This is a genomic window from Kribbella sp. NBC_00482 (assembly GCF_036013725.1).
Taxonomy (GTDB): Bacteria; Actinomycetota; Actinomycetes; order Propionibacteriales; family Kribbellaceae; genus Kribbella.
In genome coordinates this window covers 4,243,711-4,257,072 of sequence record NZ_CP107881.1, presented here as the reverse complement: position 1 = coordinate 4,257,072, position 13,362 = coordinate 4,243,711, and the positions used below count along the sequence as shown (strand labels likewise).

The window sequence follows — 13,362 nt, the reverse complement described above, 5'->3', positions numbered from 1 at the left end:
CTGTCCGCTCGGCACGGAAGGTGACGCGTCCGCCGCGTGACGATCACTGGTCTGAGAGACGCGTGACAAATCCACGGCGACACCTCGGCCAGCGTAGAGCTTGATTGACCTCATCGGAACAGCCACGAGCTCATCGCCGTCCAGGACTCGTAAGCGGTGTCGACCATCCCGGCGATGGAAACCGGCGACCGCTCCTCGCTTCAGCTCGAGGGGCGATAGGCGGCGCGGTACGGCGCCAGGAACGGGGTCAGCGCCGCGAGAGTAGCTGCGGGTGCTTGCTCCGCGAGCCAGTGACCGGCACCGGGGATGATCGCGCCGGTCACGTCCGTCGCGGCGGGCAGCATGCCGTCCTTGACGTGCTCAGCCCAGCTGTTCGCCCCGCCCATCGCGAGCACCGGGATGATCAGATCCGTCTTGGCGCGTTCGATGTTCTGGTTCAGGGTCGTGTCCCAGGCGCGGTAGAACCCGAAGGTGGCACGGAGGACGTCGCGGTCGCGGGTGTACAGGCCGATGTAGTACCTGATCGCATAGTCCGGTAGCGTCGCGCCGCCGCCCTGGATCGAGTACTCGTAGCGGTAGTAGGCCTCGGCGTTGCTCTTGACCATGTCGACGACGAGCTCGTCGTCGACCCGGTTGAACGCGATGTGCCACAGCTTGTTGTTCAGCGCCGGGAAGATGAAGTAGTCGGGCGCGGGCACCACTCCGGGCGGGCCGGGGACCTCGGCGACAGCCAGGCGGACAACACGGTCGCGGTAGTCCGCGGCGAGGGCGTAGCTGATCACCATGCCGGTGTCGTGCCCGAACACTGCGAATCTCCGGTGCCCCAGAGCAGTCATCAGCTCAGCCAGGTCGCGGGCGAGCGTGCCCGCGTCGTACCCACCGCGGGCCTTCTCGCTCAATCCGATGCCGCGCTGGTCTACGGCGATCACGGTGTAGTTCTTCGCCAGGGCCGGCATCAGGAACCGCCACGCGTACCAGTTCTCCGGCCAGCCGTGCACGAGCAGCAGCGGCGGCCCGTCGCCTCCGATCACCACATGCTGACGAATCCCGTTGGCCTGCACGAAGCGGCTCCGGAACGTCTGGGTGAAGCCCTCCGGCAACCGCGGCGCGGTCGAGACGGTGCCGAAGTCCCCGGCCACCCGCCCGCTGCCTGCAGCCGCGGCCGATGATGCCCAGCCGCCGGCGAGCGCGGCTCCCGCGGCAGCCGCGCCGCCGGTGAATACGCGCCGCGATACTCCACTGTTCATGACTGCTCCCCATCTCGGAACACCGACCGAGGGTGGTCGAGTGCTTCACAAGCCTTGCCAGGTCGGCAGCCGATCCACACCGGTCGAAAACCCTGGTCCCCGCCCCGGAAGCTGGACCAGGGAGTCTCCCTGGTCACTGGCGAGGGCATCGGACCTGAGCATGGAGAAGCCGGCCTCAGTAATCGCCGGCGACCCCGCAACGCTGTCGAAAGGACTTGTCATGCCTACAGATCTCACCCAGTTCGCCACCGCCGATGGCCCGGGCACCGTCGCCCAAGCGCCTAACCTTCCGGCCGGATTCGCCGAGACGTTCAGCAGCCGCATCATCGAGACCAACGGCCTGCGCCAGCACGCGGTCATCGGAGGCGACGGACCGGCCGTGCTGCTGATCCACGGCTGGCCCGAGAACTGGTACGCGTGGCGCCACCTGATGCCGGCCCTGGCCAAGAACCACACCGTCGTCGCCATCGACCAGCGCGGCCTCGGCCGCACCGGCAAGCCCGACGACGGGTACGACGCAGGCACACTGGCCAGTGACCTGATCGCGCTGATGGACGCCCTCGGACACGAACGCTTCGCAGTCGTCGGCCACGACACCGGCGTGGTCATCAGCTACGCGCTCGCCGCCGACCACCCGGACCGGGTCTCTCGGCTCGCCGTCGCCGAAATCCCCGGGCCACCTGGTGTATCACCCGCGCCGCCACTGTTCGTCCCGGCGCCGTTGAACGACAAGGTCTGGCACATCCCGTTCAACCGCGCCGGCCAGGTGACCGAGCAACTCGTCCAGGGCAAAGAGCACATCTTCTTCGGCTACGAGTTCGCCATCCAGGGCGGCAAACCGCTGCCGGAAGCGGTCATCGACTTCTACGTGAACAGCTTCCTCGACCCCGAGTCCCTGCACGGGTGCTTCGGGTTCTACCGCGCCTGGGACACCACGATGGCCCAGAACAAGAAACGCGCGACCCGGCCCCTGCCGATGCCGGTACTGGCGATCGGCGGCGCCGACAGCTGGGGAGACCACGTACGCGAAGGCATGCAGCCGACCGCCACCGACATACAAGGCGCCGTGATCCCCGGCGCCGGCCACTGGGTCGCCGAGCAGGCACCCGAGGAGCTGCTCGCGGCCCTGACCGCGTTCCTTTCCAACTGAACACACGACCCCGCGCCTCACACGAGGTCGTCTACGTGGCACCGCCGTCAGCTGGGTGCTCTTCACAGTCATGTACATCGCGGGCACCATCCGCGACGGATCCCGCAGCTTCGGGCTGGATCTGCGGAATCGGTGGCACGGCGCGCGCGGCGCGGATCTGGACGCTGACCAGCGAAGCGATGACGGTGACGATGAGGATGCCGGCGATGAGGCTCAATGAGGCGGCGGTGCCGATTTCGGGGACGTCGAGGGGCTGAGCTCCGTTGATGAACGGGAGGTTGTTCTCGTGCAAGGCGTGCAGGATGAGCTTGACGCCGATGAATCCCAGGATCGCAGCGAGGCCGTAGGACAGGTAGATGAGGCGGTCCAGTAGTCCGTCGATGAGGAAGTACAACTGCCGCAGTCCCAGCAGAGAGAACGCGGTCGCCGTGAACACGATGAAGACGCTCTGGGTGAGGCCGAAGATCGCGGGGATGGAGTCCAGCGCGAAAAGGACGTCGGTTCCACCGATGGCCACCATCACCAGCAGCATCGGAGTCATCACCCGGCGGCCCTGGTCGATGGTGAACAGTCTGTCGCCGTCGTAGGTTTCAGAGGTCCGCAAGAATCTCTTGGCGAGGCGGACGATGATGTTGTTCGCCGATCGGCCGGTCGTGGTCCCGGGTTTGAGCATATGGCAGGCGGTGACGAGCAGGATGAGTCCGAAAAGGTAGAACACGAACGCATAGGAGTTGACCAGCGCGGCACCGAGGAAGATGAAGGCAGTGCGCGCGAAGAGAGAGAAGGTGATGCCGAAGAGCAGCACCTTCTGCTGATCGGCGCGCGGCACTTTGAAGCTGGCCATGATGATGAGGAACACGAAGAGGTTATCGACCGAGAGCGCCTTCTCCGTGATGTAGCCGGCGAAGTATTCGCTACCCAGCGTCGCGCCGCCCAGGAGCCAGACGCCGAGGCCGAACAAGACGGCGATGCCCACGTAGACGGCTGACCAGATCGCTGCCTCGCCGAGCGTCGGGGTGTGAGCGGTGCGCACGTGGAAGAAGAAGTCGAAGAGCAGCAGCACCAAGATCCCGATGATCGTCAGGGCCCAGACCAGTAGGGGAACGTCCATCAATCATCGGTCGCTGGCGCGGCTGCCTCGTGGTGGCGTGCCAACTGTTCAGCGCTGACACGCTTCAGTTCGGCTGCCGGGAACGGCGACAGTAGTTGCCACCCGATCTCCAGGGTGTCGCTCAGAGCACGGCGATCTGGTCCTTGATCGAGGTAGGTGCGTTCGAAGGCTGCGGCGAACGCGAGATAGCGCCGATCCTCTGCGGGCAGTCCGCTCTCGCCGACGATCGACATCAGCCGGCGGACCTCGCGGCCGCGGGCATAGCAGGCATACAGCTGGTCGGCGAGGCTGCGGTGGTCGTCGCGGGTCTTGCCGGCACCGATGCCTGCGTTCATCAGGCGGGACAGCGACGGCAGCACGTCGATCGGCGGCTGGATGCCTTGCCGGTCGAGCTCACGCGACAGCACGATCTGGCCTTCGGTGATGTAGCCGGTGAGGTCTGGGATCGGGTGGGTGATGTCGTCGTCGGGCATGGTGAGGATCATCAGTTGCGTGAGCGACCCGGCACCGCCGTGGACTCGACCGGCCCGTTCGTACAGGGAGGCCAGGTCGGTGTACATGTAGCCGGGGTATCCTCGGCGGCCCGGCATCTCCTCGCGGGCGGCGGAGATCTCCCGCAGCGCTTCGCAGTAGGCGGTCATGTCGGTCATCACGACCAGGACGTGCCGATGCTGTTCGAAGGCCAGGTACTCGGCCATCGTGAGCGCGACCCGGGGTGTCAGCAGCCGTTCGATGGTGGGATCGTCGGCCAGGTTCAGCAGGAGGACGCTGCGGGCGGCGGCGCCACCGGTCAGGAACTCGGTGCGGAAGAACTCCGCCTCCCGGCGGGTGACGCCCATGGCGGCGAAGATGACGACGACCTCGGCGTCATCGCCGGGCACGCGTGCCTGGGCCGCGATCCGGGCGGCCAGGCTGTTCGCGGGCAGCCCCGCACCGGAGAAGATCGGCAGTTTCTGGCCTCGGACGAGCGTGACGAGTCCGTCGATCGCCGAGACACCGGTTTCGATGAACTGGTCGGGGTGTGCGCGGGTGATCGGGTTGAGTGGCAGGCCGTTGACGTGGCGGTAGTCGTCCGGGACGGGCTGCGGGCCGCCGTCGCGTACTCTCCCGGCGCCGTCGAGTACGCGGCCGAAGTAGTCGGTGCCAACGCCCGTCCTGGCGGCGCGGCCGCGGGTGAGCACGGAGGTTTCGCGGCGTCCGATTCCGACGGTTCCACCGAAGACCTGGACGACGGCCAGTGACCCGTCGAGCTCGAGCACCTGGCCTTCCCGGATTGGGCCCTCGCCGGTTTCGATCTCGACCAGTTCGCCGTAGCCGACGCCGTCCATCCCGTCCACGATGATGAGTGGACCGGCGACCCGCTTCACTGTGCGGTGCCCGACAGTGAAGGGTGATTGGGCTTCGGCGGTGGTCACAGCGAGCTCATTTCTTCGGCGATCCGTCGGCTGAGGCGTGTGGCGGAGTCGTCGACGTTGTCGGGTGGCCAGCGGCGCATCCGGCCGAGATCGGCTAGCACGCTTGCGGAGGTGATGCTGGCGATGGCGACGCCGCGCTGGAGTGCTGAGCTCATCGCAGCGCCGGCCTCGTGGATGACGCGCAGCATGGCCAGCAGGCGTTGTGGTGGACAGGACGCGTCGAGGTCGTCGAACGAGGACTGTTGGAGCAGGTCTTCTCGCAGGGCTTGCCCGATGCGCAGGATGATCCGTTGCTCGGCCGCCAGTGCTTCGACGCCGAGTAGCGACACGACCTCCTGCAAGGCGCCTTCGTCTTGCAGGGCTGCTGCCGCCCAGCGGCGCAGTGGGGACCAGTCCGGGCCGATCTCCCGGTCGAACCATTCGTCGAGGCTGTACTGCGAGAAACTGCGTAGCCAGTTCACGGCGGGGAAGTGACGTTGTCGGGACAGCGCGGTGTCGAGTGCCCAGAAGCAGCCCGCGAGCCGCAGGCTGTTCTGGGTGATGGGTTCGGAGAAGTCGCCGCCGGCCGGCGAAACGGCGCCGACGATCGTCACTGATCCGGTGCGCTCGGGCGTGCCGAGGCATTGGACCGCGCCGGCCCGTTCGTAGAAGCCGGCCAGGCGCGTGGCCAGGTAGGCGGGGTAGCCGTCCTCTGCCGGCATTTCCTCGAGTCGGCTCGACACCTCGCGCAGCGCCTCGCCCCAGCGGCTGGTCGAGTCGGCCATCATGGCGACGTCGTAGCCCTGGTCGCGGTAGTACTCGGCGATCGTGATGCCGCTGTAAATGCTGGCTTCGCGGGCGGCGACCGGCATGTTGGACGTGTTCGCGATCAAGACAGTGCGCTCCATCAGTGGGGCACCGGTGCGCGGATCGGTGAGTTCGGGGAATTCCTCGAGTACCTCGGTCAGTTCGTTGCCGCGTTCGCCGCAGCCGACGTAGATAACGATGTCTGCGGTCGAGAACTTGGCCAGGGCCTGTTCCAGCACGGTCTTGCCGGTTCCGAAGCCGCCCGGGATGATGGCGCTTCCGCCCCTGGCGACTGGGAAGAGCAGGTCGAGGACACGCTGGCCGCTGATCAGCGGCACGGTCAGGGGGAGCCGGTTCGCGACCGGGCGGGCCTGGCGCAACGGCCACCGGCGCATCATCGCCACCGGGTGACCGTCGATGTCGACGACAGGATCAAGGATGGTGGCCGCCCCAGGGCGAACTGCGGTGACGACCCCGCTGGTGTCTGTCGGTACGAGAATTCGGTGCTCGATGGCGCGTCCCTCCGGGACCGTTCCGAGCAGGTCACCGGGTCCGACCCGGTCTCCGACATCGACGGCGGGCCGGAAGTCCCAACGAAGGTCGCGGTCCAGGCGGGGCGGGTCTGCGCCTCGAGCGATGTACAGGTCGCCATCCGCGCTGAGGTTCTGCAGCGGTCGTTGGGTGCCGTCGAGGATCGCGCCGAGGAGTCCGGGGCCGAGTTCGGCGTACAGAGGCTCGCCGGTTGCCTCGACCGGTTCACCGACCTGCATTCCTGTGGTGTCCTCGAAGACCTGCATCACCACCAGTTCGCCGTCGATCTTGATGACTTCACCCAGGAGTCTTTCGACGCCCACACGCACCACGTCGAACAGGCGGGTGTTCGGCAGGTCGGTGGCACTGACCACGGGACCGGAGATCCTCATCACCCGTCCGCTGTCGGTGGCCAACTGCCGGCTCCCGCCCCCGGTGTGTCGTCCGGTCATCGTCATGGGGTGCCTCCGCTGGGTGTGAAGGTGATCTGGTAGCCGATCGCGCGGGCCAGCAGGTCCCGGAGGGCCGCGTCTTTGACTGCGGAGACGTCGGCATCCTCATCCGGGAGGCTGAGGATGAGTGGTGTGGTCTGCCTGGCCCAGTCGGCGCGAACCTGTGGTGCGACGGCTGACCAGAGTGCCCCGTGGACAGCAACGACCGCGGCACGGCCGTCCGCGATCGCTGCGGCGACCGCGGCGATGGTCTCGTTGGCATCGACGGCCGTGACTGTCCGTGCACCGCCGAGGAGATAGCCGATGGCGGTCATGGGGGTTGCGATGACGAGCGCGTCAGTCATGGGCTGGTCCTTCCGGTCGGTGTAGTAGTCATCGGACGAGCAGATCTCGGAGGTCGTAGCTGGGGGCGAGGCCGGCGAGCAGGAGCCGGACTGTGCGCGCCTCGCATTCGGCGGCTACCACGTAGCCGACGGGGATGTGCGCACCGAGGGGGTCGCCGCGTCGCAGCCCGCGCACGGCCTGGCGCCATACGGCGACGTCCAGGTCCCATTCGAGCGCGGTGAGGTCCTCGTTGCCCAGGTGCCGTTCAAGAGGTTGCCGCCAGCCGGGGCGGGCGACCAGCGCCGGCCCCGGGTCTCCTCTTCGGGCGGCGAGCAACGCCGATTCGGGCACCAGACCAGTGGGGAGGAGCCGCGGCATCTCCAGCGCCGGATCGCGCAGTACGGCGAGAAGGTTGGCACCGTCGCACTCGGCTTGGACAACCTCCAAAACGGGACGGGCGGCCCGGCCGACCCACTCCAGACGGTCGGTCCAGCCGTCGATCGCGGCTGACGCGATGGTGGTCTCGAACTCGTCGGGGTCGCCGTGTAGCTCATAGCGTTCCCAGGCCGCCGGTAGCGCCCGGGCGGTCAGCGGATCGGGGAGCCGATGCGTGATCAGCCGCAGTACAGCTGTTGCGCCGTCAGGTGCTGCTGCGATGTCGGCCGCTGTTCGTTGGTCGAGTGCACCGACTCCCATCACGGCGGCCAGCCGGACGGCGGAGGGTTGCCCGGTGCGCGCGCCGCGCAGCAGCGCGAGTGTGTCGTGCAGGTCGTGCCGGGCCAGCAGCACCCCGACCGCGATGCCGGCCGTGCCGCCGTACAGTCCCCGCACTCCGCGCAGCAATTCCCGTAGCCGGCGGCCGGTCGCTTCGAGGAGTTGGCGGTCGCCTCCTTGGTCGCGGTCCAGATAGGGACGGTACGTCGACCCCGCGAGCCGTTCCGCGGCCGACTCACGGGAGACTCCGGCGAGTTGGTCGTAGTCGACTGGGCCGAGCAACGCGGACAGCCGCGCTCTGAGCCGGGTGTTGCCGGCGATGAAGTCGGGCCGCGACGTCATGAGTCCCGATCCCAGGAGTTGCTCAGTCCGGCACGGATCTCCGGCCAGGTGTTCGCCAGCCGAGTGAGGTAGGTGTTATCGATGTAGCGGCCCTGGTCGTCCTCGACGACGACGCCGCCGTGTTCGAGGTCGGCGACGACTCGGGCCGTAGCCTCGAGCCTCAGCGTCGCGTCGGCCGGGTGAACATGCACCGTCGTGGCCCGCGGCATCGCTGCGACAGCTTCCTCCAGGCAGGCGGCCGCGATGGCCGGGCCGTCCGGGCTGCCGGGCAGGGCGAGCACTTGCTCGCGTACCTGGCCGAGGACCTCGTCCAACGCGTCGTCGCGCGCGGTCCGCACGGCCCGACGGGCCGTGAACCGCGCGGTGATCAACAGATCGTCCGCCTCCTGCCGGGCCGCGGTTTCGGCCGCTGCCACGACGTCTTCATGGACCTTGGCGGCTCGCTCCTGGGCATCGGCGAGAATCTCCGCTGCTTGCCGGCGCCGGTTCTGCTGAGCCCTCTCGTGCTCTGCTGCTCCCTCTTCCTCCAGTGCGCTCAGCAGATCGCGCAGCGCCATCACTTGCCGCCGAGTAGCAGGATGATCATCGCTGCGACCGCGAACCCGAGGATCACCAGCGTTTCGGGGATGGCTACCAGCAGGATCGCGCGGCCAGTCAGTTCAGGCTTCTCCGCTACCGCGCCCATGGCTGCGGCCCCGATGCGTGCCTGGGCGTAGCCGGTGGCCAGCGCGGAGAGTCCGACAGCGAGGCCTGCGGCGAGGGCGATCAGTCCGAGTTCCATGATGTTTGTCCTTTCAGACAGGTGACCCGGCCGGGACCGGCTCGGGTGAGTTGGTGGCGGCGGAGGCCGGTGCAGCGACGCTCTTGGACTCGAGGCCCCTGGCAACGGAACCGCCGAGAGGTGCGAAGAGCCGCCCGCCGCCTTCGTAGAACTGCCCGAAGAACTCGACGTAGTGCAGCCGGAGTGCCTGGATCGTCGGGCTGAAGGCCGCCAGGGCGAGATTCAGCGCGTGGAACAGGGTGGCGACGAGGAGTCCGAGCAGCAGGGGCCCTCGGGCGCCGAGCTGGTTGGCGACCTCGGCCAGGTACGTCGAAGCGAGGCCGACTGCAGCGAGCCGCAGGTAGGACAAGACGTTGCCGAGGGCGCCGAGCAGATCAAGCGGTCCCAGCAGCAGCCCGAGCGCGCCCTGGGACACACAGGCCACGACGATACCGACGACGAGCGCTGCCACCGCAGGAGTCAGGACCTGTGCGGGGAAGCCCGCGGCGGTGACGCCAGCCAAACCGAAGAGCCCCGCCAGGACCAGAAGAGTTCCCACCTTCGAAGCCAGATGCCGGTGCTGGTGTCCGCGGGCGGCTGTCCAAACACCCAGCAGCAATCCCAAGACGACATGGACCAGCCCGATGGCCAACGAGAACAGCAGCAACGGCTGGAGCGCGGTCGGGCCGCCTCGGTAGAACCAGAGGGCCGGCATGCCGATGCTGTGGCCCAGGCTGCCGAGCGCTTCGCCATACAGAAGGCCGAACAGGACCGTCCAGGCACCGCCGAGCAGCATGACCCGGCCTACTTCACACAGGGTGCCCTTCTTAGCCCAGTGCGATCTGAGCCACCACCCGGCGGCCAGCAGGAGAGCGCCATAGACGACGTCGCCGACCATGACGCCGAAGAAGAGGGGCAACGCGAGCGCCGTCAGCCCTGTGGGGTCCACGTCGCGGTGCGCCGGCCAGGACAAGAGCCCGACCAGTTGCTGAAACGGCTGCCAGCTGGGCCGGTTCCGCAGCAGCACCGGTTGGTCCTCGGCGTGTGTACCGGTGTCCAGGCGCTCGACGGCAACGGCCTGGCCGAGTCGACCGGCCAGTGCATGCTCGACCTGTGCGGTCTGTTTGGTCGGGACCCAAAGCCTGAGAATGAACGTGCGCGCGGACACATCCGCCTGCGCGGCCGCGACAGCTCGTTCGGCGCGGGCGCGCAGCGTGGCGATGGTGGCGTGCAGCGACCCCGCGACCGGCTTGACCGAGGCGGCCAACTCGGCCTGCACGCGGTCGCGTTCGCCAGGCAGCGTGGCGAGGCGTTCGCGCATCGCCTCGACGGTCGCACGCAACGACTTGCCGGCGTAGGCGGCGGGGACGCCGACCTCGACGATGCGCTCCGTGCCGAGCAACGAGTTCACTTCGGGCAGGTCGCCGCGGCGAAGAACCAGCAGGCAGCCGACAGGGCTGCCGGGCGCCGGCGTGGAGGTGACCAGCAGGTGCCCGCGGCCGAGCAGCTCGGCGAGTTGCCGAGCCAGCTCGGGGACGATCCGTGAGTCCGGGTCGTCGAGGACCAGAGCCATACTGGCCAGGCCAAGGTTCCCCAATTGCCGGTCGTTCAGCCGACCCAGTTCGGGCACGAGCGGCTGTAGCGCGTCGAGGGCGTCGATGGACCGGGGCAGTGCTTCGGCCTCGCCGCGTAGTTCCTCTTCTTCGGCCAGCAGCTTCGCCACGTAGGGTTCGAGGTGGTCGAGGGCAGTCCGCAAGGCGGTGTCGCTGAGCCTGGTGCCGGTCGCGGGCTGGTCGCCGAAGTTGAGCATGGCGTCGGTGCGGGCGATGAGGTCGGCCAGGTCGGATGGGGTCTCGCCTGGATCGACGATGGTGACGACTTCGGCCAGCCGCAGTTCCTGCAAGGCGGTCAGGGCGTCATCGAGGCGCGATCTGAGCCCGACGACCTCGAGTTGGGTGAGTGGGACCATCATGGTCGGCTCGCCTCGTCCTGGGATGACCGTGGCTGTTGCGGCAGCACTGCGGCGAGGACCGTTGCGACGTCTTGGTCGCGGCGCCGCGTGGCGACCGCAGTCAGGTCGGCAGCGCGGCGGAGTCCGGCCTCGGTCAACCGTGCGGCCTCGGCGCGGGCGGCGGATTGGATCGCGGTTGTCCGTTGCCGCGCCACCTCCGCCGCCTGCGCTTCGGCTTCGGCGATGAGGTGATCCGCCTGCACTTGAGCTAGTGCCACCTCATCGCCGGCTTGGTTCGCCGCGGCCAGCCGGGCGGCGATCGAGTTCTCCAGCTCCCGCACCAACTCGTGCGGCGTCGCCTGGGTGACTGTGTCGCTGTCATCGTGCGCGCGGCTCATGCCACGCTCCGAGTGCGGTCGGGCCCGTCGCTGGTCGCTTCGAGGGAGATCCGGCGGGTGCGGGCCCGCCTGAGCCGGGCGTGCTCCTCGCGCTCGCGCTCGTCGAGCGTGAGCGCGATCCGGCGTGCCTCGTCGTGCAGTTGCGGGAGCACGATGTTGTCCAACGCATTGACCTGCTTAGTGGTTCGGGCGATCTCTGTGGCCAGCCGACGTACGCTCAACTCCACCGCACAGAGATCCAGCAGCCATTCCAACTGCTCCTCGTAGGCCAGCGCGACGGCGTCGAGGTGGGCTGACACCAGGGACGGTGCCCAGCCGCGGGTGGCTGCGTTTCGGCGGACCGGGTCGTGGCGCAGGTCGAACACATGGACCCCGGCCACGGTCCGAGATCGCAGGTCCGCGCCGATCCCGGCCGCGGCGGCGAGCGCGCCAGAGGCGAGTGCCTCCGGGCCGCAGACCGCGGTGGCCTCGTCGAGACGCTGCCGAGCTTGAACTGCGAGGGTCCGCAGCCGTTCCAATCCGTCCAGCAGCTCGGACTGGTGGTGCCGGAACTCGCGCACCAGCGCGGTTCGTTTGTCTTTGAGCAGATCGCGGCCTTGGGCGACGAAGACCGCCCGCCGCCGACGGTCGAGCAACTCACTTCGGGTGGCAACAAGGGACTCCATGACACACTCCCGGATGCGTGATCGGGTATGTCTGACACTGCCGTGGCGCCGCTTCGCCGGGTATTGGCACGTTCGGCGAAGGTTGCCTCTCGTTGATTGCCGAGAACCGGCAATGGACGATCTTCAGATCTTCGCCCGGCCCACACGCGCGAGAAGGCAGGCAGGAGGTTTCGGGACGCCAGCTGGAGCGATCCGCGCATTTATGTCGTAACACGATATACTTGGGTGAAGCCGGGTTCTCCCGGTGAATCGCTGAGGACGTGATCGGATGCAGCCGGGCACCAGGAACGACGAGCAGACGGCGGAGCCGTTGACGAAGGCCGATTTCGAAGCGTTGGCTCGTTTCCGTTTCGGCATCCGCCGATACCTGCGCTTCAGCGAGCAGGCCGTCCGCGGGCACGGCCTGACCCCGCAGCAATACCAACTACTGCTGGCGTTGAAGGGGTTTCCCGGCCGTGAGTGGGCAACGTTGAGCGAGTTGGCCGACCGCCTGCAACTGCGTCACCACAGCGTCGTGGAACTCGTGAACCGTGCGCAGGCCCAACGGTTGGTACACCGGGCCCCCCACCCGGAGGACGCCCGCGCGGTACGGGTGGAGCTCACGCCGCACGGCGAGCAGGCCATGGCCCAGCTGGGTACGCTGCACCGCGACGAGCTTCAGCGCGCGCGCACCGCTTTGACGCTGCCTGTCTGGCGCGAACCAACTGGTGGCGAAGCATGACGCGCCGAACTGTCCGAGTCCGCAGAATCTACGATCATCCCGCCGCAGATGACGGCATCCGGGTGCTGGTCGATCGCGTGTGGCCCCGCGGGGTCCGCAAGGAAGCGGCAGCCATCGACGAGTGGGCCAAAGACGTCGCACCCTCCACGGAACTTCGCAAGTGGTACGGCCATGTCCCGGAGAAATTCGCGCAGTTCGAGGCACGCTATCGCGATGAGCTGGCAACACAGGCCGGACTGACCGCGCTGGACCACCTGCGCACGCTGGCGAAACGTGACGCGTTGACGTTGGTGACGGCGACCAGAGACGTGGACCACAGTCAGGCTGCGGTCCTGGCCCGGCTGTTGAATGAGCCGCGCTGACCTCTTCGCCAGCCGGGCCAATCGACTGGCCCGGTTGACTCCGGCCAAGCTAGTGCCCGGGGCGCTTCCTGATCTGCAGGCCAGGACGGCGACGATGGATGGTCAGGTAAGACAGGCCGCTGCTGCCGGCGGTGATGTTGCGGGTCGAGCCGCGGGGCAGCCAGACAACGTTGCCGTCGGCAAGAGCCTGCTCTCCGTCAGGTGTTCCGACGGTGCCGCCACCAGCGATGACGACGACGACCACGTCGAGGTCCGGTTCGGTGTGGGTGTCCACGCGCTGCCCGACTCGAAGATGAATGAGGTTCGCGTCGAGCTGGCGACCCGGCTCGGCGAGCGCCCACCGGGCACCAGACTGTACGGACGAGTCATCGACGAATTCGTGCACGTCGAGCAGGACCCTCACCGTTGGCCGGTCGGGCAGGAGGCCAGCTGG

15 protein-coding genes are annotated in these 13,362 nt (G+C 68.0%); 3 read left to right on the top strand and 12 right to left on the bottom strand.

The window, feature by feature from the left end:
- Positions 1-200 precede the first annotated feature (200 nt).
- Complete coding sequence (locus tag OHB24_RS20965; protein ID WP_327640771.1) at positions 201-1,247, bottom strand: alpha/beta hydrolase; 1,047 nt, start codon at positions 1,245-1,247, stop codon at positions 201-203.
- A gap of 220 nt (positions 1,248-1,467) precedes the next feature.
- On the opposite strand from OHB24_RS20965, the gene OHB24_RS20960 reads away from it, so the two are divergent.
- A complete protein-coding gene (locus tag OHB24_RS20960; RefSeq protein ID WP_327640770.1) occupies positions 1,468-2,397 on the top strand; it encodes an alpha/beta fold hydrolase in 930 nt (309 codons plus the stop codon).
- 31 nt (positions 2,398-2,428) lie between these two features.
- On the opposite strand, the gene OHB24_RS20955 is transcribed toward OHB24_RS20960, so the two are convergent.
- From OHB24_RS20955 to OHB24_RS20910, 10 genes are read right to left on the bottom strand one after another with little or no spacing between them, the layout of a single operon-like run.
- Positions 2,429-3,460: a TerC family protein gene (locus tag OHB24_RS20955; protein ID WP_442913997.1), complete on the bottom strand. Its 1,032-nt coding sequence runs from the start codon at positions 3,458-3,460 to the stop codon at positions 2,429-2,431.
- 47 nt (positions 3,461-3,507) lie between these two features.
- The gene (locus OHB24_RS20950; RefSeq protein ID WP_327640768.1) at positions 3,508-4,923 is read right to left on the bottom strand and encodes a V-type ATP synthase subunit B; all 1,416 of its coding nucleotides are present in this window, start codon (positions 4,921-4,923) and stop codon (positions 3,508-3,510) included.
- Positions 4,920-6,698, bottom strand: a complete 1,779-nt coding sequence (locus tag OHB24_RS20945) for a V-type ATP synthase subunit A (RefSeq protein ID WP_327640767.1) — start codon at positions 6,696-6,698, stop codon at positions 4,920-4,922. The genes OHB24_RS20950 and OHB24_RS20945 overlap by 4 nt, the downstream gene beginning before the upstream one ends.
- Positions 6,695-7,036: a V-type ATP synthase subunit F gene (locus tag OHB24_RS20940; RefSeq protein ID WP_327640766.1), complete on the bottom strand. Its 342-nt coding sequence runs from the start codon at positions 7,034-7,036 to the stop codon at positions 6,695-6,697. The genes OHB24_RS20945 and OHB24_RS20940 overlap by 4 nt, the downstream gene beginning before the upstream one ends.
- A gap of 28 nt (positions 7,037-7,064) precedes the next feature.
- Entirely contained in the window at positions 7,065-8,072 is a 1,008-nt protein-coding gene (locus OHB24_RS20935; protein WP_327640765.1) for a V-type ATPase subunit, read from the bottom strand.
- Positions 8,069-8,632, bottom strand: a complete 564-nt coding sequence (locus tag OHB24_RS20930) for a V-type ATP synthase subunit E (protein ID WP_327640764.1) — start codon at positions 8,630-8,632, stop codon at positions 8,069-8,071. The genes OHB24_RS20935 and OHB24_RS20930 overlap by 4 nt, the downstream gene beginning before the upstream one ends.
- Positions 8,629-8,853: an ATPase gene (locus tag OHB24_RS20925; RefSeq protein ID WP_132194926.1), complete on the bottom strand. Its 225-nt coding sequence runs from the start codon at positions 8,851-8,853 to the stop codon at positions 8,629-8,631. The genes OHB24_RS20930 and OHB24_RS20925 overlap by 4 nt, the downstream gene beginning before the upstream one ends.
- Before the next feature lie 13 nt (positions 8,854-8,866).
- On the bottom strand, positions 8,867-10,804 hold the full coding sequence (locus OHB24_RS20920; protein ID WP_327640763.1) for a V-type ATPase 116kDa subunit family protein: 1,938 nt from the start codon (positions 10,802-10,804) through the stop codon (positions 8,867-8,869).
- Positions 10,801-11,181 (bottom strand): hypothetical protein, encoded by a 381-nt coding sequence (locus tag OHB24_RS20915; protein ID WP_327640762.1) that lies wholly within the window; start codon positions 11,179-11,181, stop codon positions 10,801-10,803. The genes OHB24_RS20920 and OHB24_RS20915 overlap by 4 nt, the downstream gene beginning before the upstream one ends.
- The gene (locus tag OHB24_RS20910; RefSeq protein WP_327640760.1) at positions 11,178-11,846 is read right to left on the bottom strand and encodes a V-type ATP synthase subunit D; all 669 of its coding nucleotides are present in this window, start codon (positions 11,844-11,846) and stop codon (positions 11,178-11,180) included. Before OHB24_RS20910 ends, OHB24_RS20915 begins: the two co-directional genes overlap by 4 nt.
- Before the next feature lie 268 nt (positions 11,847-12,114).
- On the opposite strand from OHB24_RS20910, the gene OHB24_RS20905 reads away from it, so the two are divergent.
- Both OHB24_RS20905 and OHB24_RS20900 read left to right on the top strand, forming a co-directional pair.
- Complete coding sequence (locus OHB24_RS20905; RefSeq protein WP_327640759.1) at positions 12,115-12,567, top strand: MarR family winged helix-turn-helix transcriptional regulator; 453 nt, start codon at positions 12,115-12,117, stop codon at positions 12,565-12,567.
- Entirely contained in the window at positions 12,564-12,929 is a 366-nt protein-coding gene (locus OHB24_RS20900) for a DUF488 domain-containing protein (protein WP_327640758.1), read from the top strand. The genes OHB24_RS20905 and OHB24_RS20900 overlap by 4 nt, the downstream gene beginning before the upstream one ends.
- Positions 12,930-12,978: 49 nt before the next feature.
- Here OHB24_RS20900 and OHB24_RS20895 read toward each other — a convergent pair whose 3' ends face one another.
- Positions 12,979-13,332 carry a hypothetical protein gene (locus tag OHB24_RS20895; protein WP_327640757.1) on the bottom strand — a complete coding sequence of 118 codons (354 nt, stop codon included), beginning with the start codon at positions 13,330-13,332 and terminating at the stop codon, positions 12,979-12,981.
- Positions 13,333-13,362 lie beyond the last annotated feature (30 nt).